Annotated in this window: 10 protein-coding genes; 1 reads left to right on the top strand and 9 read right to left on the bottom strand. The window is 41.5% G+C overall.

Translation table 11 applies throughout. The features are described 5' to 3' along the window. From F6K20_RS10500 to F6K20_RS10490, 3 genes are all read right to left on the bottom strand, one after another. A partial coding sequence (locus F6K20_RS10500; protein WP_287294611.1) for a metal ABC transporter permease occupies positions 1–864 on the bottom strand: 864 nt, incomplete at its 3' end. Positions 865–996: 132 nt separating this feature from the next. Next, the gene (locus F6K20_RS10495) at positions 997–1,479 is read right to left on the bottom strand and encodes a DUF2656 domain-containing protein (protein ID WP_008185480.1); all 483 of its coding nucleotides are present in this window, start codon (positions 1,477–1,479) and stop codon (positions 997–999) included. A gap of 173 nt (positions 1,480–1,652) precedes the next feature. Further along, the gene (locus F6K20_RS10490) at positions 1,653–2,372 is read right to left on the bottom strand and encodes a metal ABC transporter ATP-binding protein (RefSeq protein ID WP_287294609.1); all 720 of its coding nucleotides are present in this window, start codon (positions 2,370–2,372) and stop codon (positions 1,653–1,655) included. Between the two features lie 124 nt (positions 2,373–2,496). On the opposite strand from F6K20_RS10490, the gene F6K20_RS10485 reads away from it, so the two are divergent. Beyond that, complete coding sequence (locus F6K20_RS10485) at positions 2,497–3,579, top strand: metal ABC transporter solute-binding protein, Zn/Mn family (RefSeq protein WP_008185484.1); 1,083 nt, start codon at positions 2,497–2,499, stop codon at positions 3,577–3,579. 250 nt (positions 3,580–3,829) lie between these two features. Here F6K20_RS10485 and F6K20_RS10480 read toward each other — a convergent pair whose 3' ends face one another. The 6 genes from F6K20_RS10480 to F6K20_RS10455 form a co-directional block, all read right to left on the bottom strand. Next, entirely contained in the window at positions 3,830–4,363 is a 534-nt protein-coding gene (locus tag F6K20_RS10480; RefSeq protein ID WP_008185486.1) for a hypothetical protein, read from the bottom strand. An 8-nt stretch (positions 4,364–4,371) separates the two neighbouring features. Beyond that, positions 4,372–5,136, bottom strand: a complete 765-nt coding sequence (locus tag F6K20_RS10475; RefSeq protein WP_008185488.1) for an MBL fold metallo-hydrolase — start codon at positions 5,134–5,136, stop codon at positions 4,372–4,374. Then, positions 5,120–6,055: a hypothetical protein gene (locus tag F6K20_RS10470; RefSeq protein WP_008185491.1), complete on the bottom strand. Its 936-nt coding sequence runs from the start codon at positions 6,053–6,055 to the stop codon at positions 5,120–5,122. Before F6K20_RS10470 ends, F6K20_RS10475 begins: the two co-directional genes overlap by 17 nt. A 377-nt stretch (positions 6,056–6,432) precedes the next feature. Continuing rightward, positions 6,433–7,209 carry a hypothetical protein gene (locus tag F6K20_RS10465; protein ID WP_008185493.1) on the bottom strand — a complete coding sequence of 259 codons (777 nt, stop codon included), beginning with the start codon at positions 7,207–7,209 and terminating at the stop codon, positions 6,433–6,435. A 591-nt stretch (positions 7,210–7,800) separates the two neighbouring features. Then, positions 7,801–8,511, bottom strand: a complete 711-nt coding sequence (locus tag F6K20_RS10460; protein ID WP_008185495.1) for a PHP domain-containing protein — start codon at positions 8,509–8,511, stop codon at positions 7,801–7,803. 382 nt (positions 8,512–8,893) lie between these two features. Next, the gene (locus F6K20_RS10455; protein WP_008185497.1) at positions 8,894–10,102 is read right to left on the bottom strand and encodes a HetZ-related protein; all 1,209 of its coding nucleotides are present in this window, start codon (positions 10,100–10,102) and stop codon (positions 8,894–8,896) included. Positions 10,103–10,590 lie beyond the last annotated feature (488 nt).

Here is a 10,590-nt window from a genome sequence, read left to right as displayed (position 1 = left end):
TAGCAAAGTCAATAACTTAGCCGGGCGACCTGCTATCGCTGGCTCCGTTAGAATACCTTGGGTTGGGCTAAACAAAAATGCCAGGAAAAATAAGCTAAAGATTACCATTACAATTGCTGGACCTGATGGCCAATTAAAATAATAGCTTATATACATGCCACTGACACTGGAAATAATTCCAATCATTGAGCCTAAACCCATCATATGATGTAATTCTTTGACTAATAAATAAGCGGTAGTCGCGGGTCCGATTAACAGAGAAATAACCAGCAACACCCCTACCGTCTGCATACTGGCGACAATGGTGAGAGTAATCGCCAAGATTAACCCGAAATAAATTAGTTTTACCGGTAAACCGCTAGCTTGGGCTCCCAAGGGATCAAAGGTATAGAATAATAGCTCTTTATAGAATAACTTTGTTAATAGTAAAATTACTCCTGTAATCACCAGGGTTTGCCAGACATCTGCTGGTCTCACCCCTAAGATGTCACCAAAAAGAATATCTTCTAAGTCAAGTTGGTTAGTTTTCAGAACCGTAATTAGGATGACTCCTAAGCCTAAAAAACTGCTGAGGGTCAACGCCATTGCTGCATCGACTTTGACTCGGGTACGCTTAGGAATCACCGCTACAACTAAAGCGCTAATGATACCTACAATCAATGCACCAATAGAGATATTTATTCCTAAAAAAAATGCGATTGAGAGACCAGGTAAAACCGAATGGGCAATCACACTACTAATCAGGCTCATTTGTTGTACTATTAAGTAGCTGCCTACCACTGCGCCTAATATCCCCAACAGCACAGCCGTTGCGATCGCATTCCGCATAAATTCAAAACCTAGGGGCTCAATCAGCCAATTCATAGTAAATAAAAGGGAGTAGGGAGTCGGGAGTCGGGAGTCGGGAGTCGGGAGTCGGGAACTTGGGATCAAAAATTATCACAATTGATTTAGGAAACCTATAATTATAACCAACTAATGATAATTGATTTAAATTTAGGATGAAGTATTATTTATTTTTTCAATCTTGAAAACATTGTCAATGGTTTTACCAGCTGTTTTATCCTCCCATCCTAGGGCTGTTAAAAATTGCTCTGCTGAGGTCGTTTCTACAACATCAACTCCCCATTCTCCGGTTTGGAGAGTATCAGGAGAATTACTTAAGGGTGGAGTTTTCTTTAAACCTCCTAATATTAAGATATCTGGCAAAAAATCCCCCTTTTTTTGACTAATCCGCTTCTCTACTAGAGCTTGAGCACACAATTCTCCAACTTTAGGTGCAGTAAACTCTTGAGTAGGGAATAAAATTTCAACCATCCAATGGGGATGATCTAATTTACGACACTTTAAGGATGGATAGTTACTTAATCCTTCAGCAAATACCTGAGTGAATTCTTCCCGGTTTAGTTCAGGAAAACTATCTTCTGATAGTTCAAAGTTATGGGAAAGCAACATCCGACCAGTTTGAGAGTCAGTCATAAGTCCTGTGATATCCTGTTTGATCAATTTTCCAGCCCAGCAAGAATCAGTATATATTAGGTTGGGTTCATTGCTGAACAGTGAACCCTATCTAACATGTATTACTCTCCTACTCTGGGACTGACAGACTTAGCAGGCTCTGCACTCAGAACTAAGCACTCAACACTCAGCCCTCAAGCTGCGGCCAAACTCATCACCTTACCATAAGCCTTGCTCAGGTTTTCCGGTGTCAGCACTTGGGCCCTTGAACCCACAGCAATCAGTTGCTTATTCAATAAGAGGAGTTGATCATAATGAGCTAAGGTTTCTCCTAAGTCATGGCTGATCACTAGTAACGTTTTGTCTTGGGATTTAAGTTCACTAAAAACCTCAAAAATAATCTCTTCCGCCTTTTTGTCGATGCCCACAAATGGCTCATCAAAAAATAATAACTCGGCTTGTTGAGCTAGAGCCCGCGCTAAAAATACCCGCTGCTGCTGTCCACCAGAGAGTTCGCCAATTTGACGGTGGCGATACTCGAACATACCCACCCGTTCTAACGCATTCTTAACAATTTCCTTAGATTGGCGACTAGGAGACCTAAACCAACCGGTGTGGACTGTACGACCCATCATGGCTACATTCCATACCGTAATCGGATAGTCCCAATCAATTTGCGATCGCTGAGGAACATAAGCGACTCGTTTTAATTGACTCCGGAGGGGACGGGCTGCCAATTTCACTACCCCATTCACTGCTGGAATCAGTCCCAGCATCGCCTTCACCATAGTACTTTTGCCAGCACCATTGGGCCCCAGTAAACCAGTTAATTGTCCTGGCTGGAGGGAGAAGGATATATCACAAATAGCCCAAGTGTCTCGGTAACAGACTCCTAGGTTATGGACTTCTAACATTAGGTTTTGTGAGAACGACTACCGATATCATAGTTTAACGTGCCTGCAACTGATTGTCGTTCTCAGCTAAGCCTTGTAAAATGATTCTTGTTCTTGATCCCTACTAATTTAAACGGGTTGATCTATGCTGAAACCCTTACCAGTTAAACTTCCTAGCATCTTAGCTAGTGCTGCTGTCGCCCTTGGGGTAGCACTAGGTGGTTGTAGTCAAAGCAGTGAAACCTCATCAAGGGAGAAGCCACTAGTGGTAGCATCCTACAGTGTGCTTTGTGACTTAACAACAGAAATTGCCCAAGATACCATTGATATGGCCTGTCTGATTGAACCAGGTCAAGACCCTCATACCTACAAAGCTACCACCTTAGCTCGCCAATCCCTAGAGCAAGCCCAACTAGTTCTATACGGTGGCTACGACTTTGAACCAGAAGTTATTAAATTAGTTCAAGCCACTAATACACCAGCTCCTAAAATAGCGGTGCATGATCAAGCTGTGCCTAGTCCAATTATGGCGGAAGCACATCACCACGATGATCATGAGCAAGAAAAGGATGACCATAAGGATCACCATAAGGATCACCATGATGATCACCATGACCATGAGGAAGAAAAGACAGGATCCGCTCACAGTGATGAGGAACTAGAGCCCGACCCCCATATTTGGCATGATGTCCAAAATGGTATCAAGATGGCAGAAGTAATTCGTAGCCAACTGGCAGCACTTAACCCAGATGATCAGGAATTGTATGCCAAGAATGCCAAACAGCTAACCACTGAACTGGAACAGTTGGATGCTTGGGTCAAAGCACAAGTTGCTACCATACCCAAAGGGCAACGCCAACTAATTACTACCCATGATGCCCTAGGGTACTACATTAACGCTTACGGTTTTTCTGATTCTGATGCGTTGCAAGGGCTTAGCGCAGAAGAAGCACCGACAGCAGCACGGGTGAAAGAACTGGTACAGAAGATTAAGAAAAGTAAGGTACCAACAATTTTCGCCGAAGTAACAACAAATGATAAGGTTATTGGCACTGTCGCCAGAGAAGCAAAGGTTAAACTCTCAGACCAAAAGTTATTTGCAGATGGTCTAGGAGAAAAAGGGAGTGATACTGGAACTTATATTGGCATGATTACTAGCAATACCTGTGCCATTGTAGATGGTTTGGGGGGAAATTGTTCTTCTTTTGCTGCCAAAGCTGCTAAATGATTGCTGATATATAGCGTTAATTGCATGTATGAGGTACAATTATTAACCTCAAAGTCCCCCTTTTTAAGGGGGATTTAGGGGGATCCATTTGTAAGTCATGAGTCCTATAAACGCTATAATTTTCCTCGAATACCGTTGCCACTAAATCCGCCAGTTTTGTAGAGGCGATCGCCCAACACAGGAAACATCTCTATCGGCTTATATCATCAGCTGACGGTTGGTGTAATAACGATTTAATTTTCAGGAACGCCTAAGCATTATATTTCTTTTCCCACTCTTTTACGGCCATAGCATAATTTCCTTGAGCACTAATTAAGCTCCAAAATCTTCCAAAATCTTCCTGAGCATTGTCTAGGTTAAATTCCATTTTATGACTTTTGTTTTTGAGAAACAATTCAATATTAGCATTGACGGTGTTACAGTAATCAATACAAATATCAAGTCGTTCGTAATTAAACTGTTTAGGAAGGATTATTGATTCTGAGTAACCTTTAATTATAGGACTATCTAGGCGTTTTGCATAACTTTTAGCCGTTGACATGATATCCCGCTTTAAATGTACATAAAAAGCACAATCTCCATATTTTTTTTCCAAGGAACCGAGAAACCACGACAACCTATTATCTACTTCAATATGATTTTGAGAATATTGAAGGCGCTGATCTCCTATCAAAGATATTCTAGATTCGTGAGATACTGTATAGTTTTGAATATGCTGACAGGCTTTAGCAAATGTTGTAGAGCCACATCTTCCGGTACATAAAACAAAAACATTTGAAAACATAAGTTATCTCAACTCCGGATAACCAGACCATCGTAAGCCATAACGATATTGTGATGAAAATCCTTTATATATGTAAACAGCAACTCTTTGGTTTTAAGATCTGGATACTGTCGAGCCCCAAAATGAGTTATGATCGCCTTCTCAGCATGGGTAGCAGTTAGCACTGTCTTAAGTTGTTCTATGTCAAGATGAAATCCATTTGTTTTCTTTCCTCCAACCGGGCAAGATTCAGCAATGAGAATATCACAATCCTTAGTTATACTCAAGAGAGAATCGCATAAAATGGTATCAACACAATAACAAATAGATGTGTTGTCTAAGTGTAATTGAGCGCCGATGACTGGAGTATTATGTTTTAATGCTTGAGTCTTTATGGTAAAATTATCGAAATTCAAGGTTGTATCTTTAGCAACTCTAATCTCAATAGGAAATCCTAGTTTATCCCTCGGTTTCACAAACGGAAAAGAAAACAAAGTCTCCAAGTAACTCTTTAGACTTTCATGGATGACAATTGTCAGGGAAGCAGGCTGGAACATCGGTAAAATATGTAGCCCATAACAGTGGTCTAAATGTAGGTGTGAAAGCATAACAGTAACATTTTTACCACGAACGCTTTCTCTGTCTATTTTTCTAACCCCAGTGCCTAAGTCAAATAAAACAATATCTCTCTCATTTACAAATACCCCTACACAATTGGTAGCACCTGATGTGCTGTCAAACCAACCAGAAGTTCCATAAAAGACGATTTCCAAGGCTTTAGTCTCCTCTTTCATCAAAGTATCTCTTGATTTTTACAGCATACTCGTTGTTTTCGTTACGCCATTGCCATGCTCCATATTCATTAATTGTAAGATAATCAGCGATCGCAAAATTATCATCCTGAATTAATTTGTGGCGATCAGAATAGCGACGATTTTTATAATCTCCCTGAACAATATGATAAATCGTATTTTCTAGGTAAGAAACTCCTCCTTTAATGGTATGAAAAACTTTGTCTCCCCAAGAATGATATAGATTATAAAACGTATGATTAAAAAAAAGCGTCTTTAGAAGAGTCGAATGATATCCCATAGCAGAGGCCAATAAAACCTTGTCGCCACCCCCCAAAATCATAAAGTCGGGGAAGCCTATCTCTGTTATGGTGGCTGCCTTTGCCGCCCATCCAAAGCCCGGATTACATCCAAGACTTAAGCTGATGCCACTTTTACTGAAATAATCTTTAACTGTAATATCACGATTGAAACTCGTGACCACGGATTTGCGGCTAAGTCCAGTTAGGGAAAAATGGCCATTCTCAAGCTTTACATCTTCGACTCGATTGAAGATCTGAACCAGTCGGTAGTTTTCCAGTTTATCTTTTAATTGCTCTTCCCAACCCTTGTTAGTAAAAACGAGATCTGCATCAGCCCAAACAACATATTTATGCTTTTCATTCAAATGGGATAACGCTACGTTATAGAATCTTTCTTTTTGCCAAATTACGGAAGCCGAGGGAATCTTGATGATTTTAAGATTCTCCGAGGAAACAATACTGTCAGTATCTAAGCCATAACAAACCAGGATTATATCAACTTTTTGGTTCCTTAAGCAAGCTAGTGATTTGACAAGAGCAATATACCTGGATTCACTATTTGAAAAATTAAAATAAGCTAGAATAACGACCGTATCCATAACTGCAGTGATCCTTTTCATTGGTACTACTATACAATGGAAAGGCTCTCCCCATAAAAAATATATAGGAACCCTAAATCATTTTACAACTTCTACACGGATTCCTATATAGGCACTGATTGCATTATTGTTCAAGAAGCAAATGGCTTATTAATGTCGTCCCTAATGCTTTTGGGGTTGTTTGCTTTCACGTAGTGTCTCTATCATGAGAATCGAGGTGTTCGGCACACAGCCCCGTGGAACCACGCCAGTGAGGTCTTGGGGGTTACTCCCAAGACCTTACTACATCGCTGTTCCCTGATCGGAAGTTCCCTGATCGGAAGTTCCCTACTCCCTAAAACCTACTCCCTAAAACCTACTCCCTAAAACGAAAGTACCTCACCCACTTGATAGCTATATTATCGGTAGTAAAATTCAAAATCTTTTAATGCTGCTACTCTGGCTCGATTAAAATTATAGTGATAGCCCAGTTTGCGTTTCAAGGAAGCCCAAAACGTTTTCTGTTTTTTCTCATGAGAAGCATCTAGATGTTTTTTGACTTCATTAATCCTGTCCCAGCTAGAACTTCTGCTAATAGTGAATCCTGCTTTAGCAGCAGCCAGTCCTAAGGTAATACCTGAGCCACCATGAATACCTTGTAACTCAAAATAGCGCCCGATCATACCCCATTGTTTAATAAATTCTTTTTCTTTGCCACCATCTCTAGAAACAAAAAATAAAGATTCTCCTATATAAATTGCTTTGTCTAAGCAGATATCTAACTTAGAGGCTATCTGTTTAAGGGGCTTTAATCTTTCTGGATTATAGTTTTGTATATGCTCGATAATATTTCCTTGATGTCCTGCTGTAATTCCAGGCAGTACTTCAATAGTTTCAGGTAAGCTACCTATAATCCTGGTGTCAGCATCAATTTGTATGGCGACAGGAAACTTTGACAAAGCCTTCTCAATCTCAAAGCGTTTGTCATGATAACAATGAAGAATTCCTGTTTGCTGGTGTTTAAACGCTAAAACGTTCTTACAGTTATCAAAATCCTTGACATCATCGGTGGCAACTATTAATAATTTTCCTGGAGCATACTTTTCTAAATCTCCTGCTAGTTCTTTGGCAAGAAAGCGATACTTACTACGGAGAGCTAAAGTACAGAAGCAAAAATCTTTTTCTGGCTTAATCATAGTCTTCTCCAAAAACGGTTTTTTCCTTCCTATCTCTTGGTGCGCGTTCCCTTGGCGACAGAACATCGCGCCTGTCGCACCACTTTCTCAATTCAGAGTTTGAGCTGAAACTTATCCAGCTGATTTTCCGACTGCCAATCACCATGTAATGGCTTAAACGGTCGTGGCTGGAGCTATAGTCTCAAGCCCTAGCTACCTGAGCTATCTCAGGCTTAGTTATATAATTCCCAGAAATATAAAGCTAGTCACAGTATGGATGCGAAAAGTACCATCAATAGGAAATATCAGTCAATTAATAGACGTTGAGAAATTAACTATTATATGTATCGAATAGATGAGCGGAAAGTTTTTATGCTTTATTCTGCTGCTTTTGCGTTCCCGTAGCGGCTCTTTTGGAGCATCCCATTTCCCCCACGGCTTAAGATAGCCCAGCCTTCATAACAACCCAGCCGTAACCAGTCAACCTCTGAGATGAGAATTAGATCTCAAATGACACTTGTAAATGTATCGCTAAATGTATACCAGTTTACGGCTGAAGTTGTTGTTTAGTGATACCAACTACAACCACAGAAGTCTAATTAGATTTCCCTTTCAAATACGCTTGAGCAAGCTTAACCCATGAGTATCAGTGCCACAGGTATTAAATAGATTGTAGGTAGCACTCAACTGCAACACAAGCTTAGTTTGTTTTGGACTAGGTTGCCAGGGTTCAGGATTAGTGTAGGCATAGTAAGTTTCAACACCATCAATGCCTAAGTGGGCTATAGCAGTAATTAACTCATCTGCTGACTTGCGGTAACGGGCTGGATGAGCCAACACTGCTAAACCACCGGCCTGATGGATAGCATCAATCACTGCACCAGCCTTAGCATCATTACCGGTCGGTGCGGTTCCAGTGAAATAGCGCTTTAAACTAGGATGTTCTGGCTCAAAAGCATAGCCAAGGATATGAACGTCATCATTAAGGAGTTTGGCGGTAATTTCGACACCAGTCCAGAAGTGGGGTAATGAATCACAGAAAGATGACTCCTGCTGCCATTTTTCTATGCAAGCTTGAGCAACTTGATAACCAGCAACGGAGTGGTGATCGGTTATGGCAAGTCCCTTAAGACCAATGGTAATTGCCTGCTTAATCAACTCTTCCGGTTTGAGCCGACCATCAGAGTAAATGGTGTGCATATGAAAATTGTAGCGATAGGGACAGCTATCAGGCTCAATCGTTTCCCACACTTGCCGGAGAGCTTGTTGATTTTTTGCTGCTATCTTAGGTGAAGCAGACCCTTGAGCAATATTGACTACCATAGATACTTACTGTAATGACTATAGGTTGATTGACCAGATTGGATCTGCAGCCGCGAAATACTTTTAAGGGTCTAGGCCAATGGTTGAATCGCTCTAGGTTAAATCGCTCTAGGTTAAATCGCTCTAGGTTAAATCGCTCTATGCTTCTGACAAGCGTATGAAGCGCCCCGACTTGAGCACGAAAGCTCTCAACTGCCCCTGGTGTACCTAATCCCGAACTCCATTAGCCTAAAACCTAGAATAAAAATAAATAGAAATACGCGGTACGAGTTTTCAATTGTTAACATAACCATAGCAAACTTAATACTTTGTCGGTGTTGGCTTAACTACTTAAGCTTTACCTAACTCTCCTCCTTACTTGGTTGCAGAAGGAGATTTAAGTCTAATTACCATGGCCAATTTCTGAGTTACGAGTCTTCCAAGCTAGTTCCAAAACCTTAGTCCAGCGCTTTTGCACTTGTTTTTGGGTACACTTGAGAGCTTTGGCAATTTCTTTATCACTCTTTTGCGCCTGTTTCAGGGGCAGTAACGCTAGCTGTTGGCTATCGAGTTGGGCCACAAAGATATCCCACTGCTTCGATGACATCCCTAGTTTTTGATCCAGGTCTGCTCCTAGCCATTGGTGTACCAGTTTCCACTGAGCTGAACGAGAGAACTTTTCTACATGGTATTTAAAGCGCTGTTGTAGATAATCCCGCTGACGGGGTGTCAGACCCATGATTTCGTCAATCTCTGGTGCAGCCAGGTCTTGTAGCTTTAGCACTAGATAATCAGCACAGTCATTATGACCGTTAGACTCTAGGTATTTGATCAACTCAGAGATAATGCGATCGCGTAAAACAGCATCGCTGGGGTCAATGGTTTTCTCAATCAGGTTTGAACGTACCTGTTGTGCAGTAGCTGAACGGTTGTGCTCTTGGGCTTCTTCATCCCTACCATACTCCACAGCCTGTTCAATATCCACAGGGGTTTCATTAGGCTGACGTCGGGAAAAGCTTTGTGCTCTGAGTACAATCAACTGCTGGCTACCGCGACCACGTAGGGTAATGCGTCGCTTAGCATATTGCTCACTAAAGCCCATGTACTCTGCTAGTTCTAGCTGGGTACGGGGAGTGTAGTCAGAATCGACAGGATTTTCCCGGCGGAAGGCTTTGAGGCACTCAGCGTAAAAGTCCTGTAAAAAGTCCTCAATCAAATTGTATCGAGCAGAAAAGTTTAACTGAGATTGGGACGGTGCCACATGGCGATAAACCATGGTACTCAGGTTACTATGGAGTTCCACACGACCCTGCCGAGAACCTAGTTTGTAGTATGACAGACATTTGTGCAGTCGATGACGTGCTAGATTCAACTTCCAAGTATCAATTTCACCGGAATTCTGGATGCGATCGCTCTTAGTACAAATCCGTTCTACCTCCAAGGTGATCCGGTGGGCAACCGCTTGAATACTCCTGGATTTAGTTCCAATTTCCGACTGGAGTTCCTCCACTAAGACCTGGGTCAAGTTTTGGTTTTGATTATCTAGAGTAATTTCCGGAGCCTGATTGTTAGTGGCGGAATTTTGATTATTAGTAACCGTTTTAACTTGCATGGTATTGCCCCCAAAAATAGATTCACAGAATTGCCATTAAACAAGCAACAGAGGAAATGTGTGTGAATGTGATCTACAAACCTTGGAGTGGTCCGCTGTCCTTTGTCCTTGTCCACCCTAAATGTAGACTCGTGAGTCTAGCCCTGGTTCGGTGAGTGTGTGACTACTCTAAGCTGACTAGTTGTGACCCCCAGCACTCCTGTAGTTTCCGTAGGATTACATAACGCTGAAATGCTTACTATATATAGCGTTCAATACTTTCAACCATCAAGATGATTCAGGATGACCAAAACCTGAGGAGTGGTCAATCCAGAAACTGACTGAACTAGTGATGACTTTTCCGTAAACGACTAAGGTTTTGTTGTAGTCAAGTAGTGCTTGATGCTCTCATTACCCAACCTGAGCTGACTAGTTAATCACTAGCTAAAGCACTAGCTAAATCCAAGCGATCGCTTCCTCCCAACCTGAGCTGACTAGTTAATCACTAA

The organism is Moorena sp. SIO2C4 (assembly GCF_010672485.1).
In the GTDB taxonomy this organism is placed as follows: Bacteria; Cyanobacteriota; Cyanobacteriia; order Cyanobacteriales; family Coleofasciculaceae; genus Moorena; species Moorena producens.
Note: the sequence above shows the minus strand (reverse complement) of the source record. Positions and strands in the feature narration are given on the sequence as shown.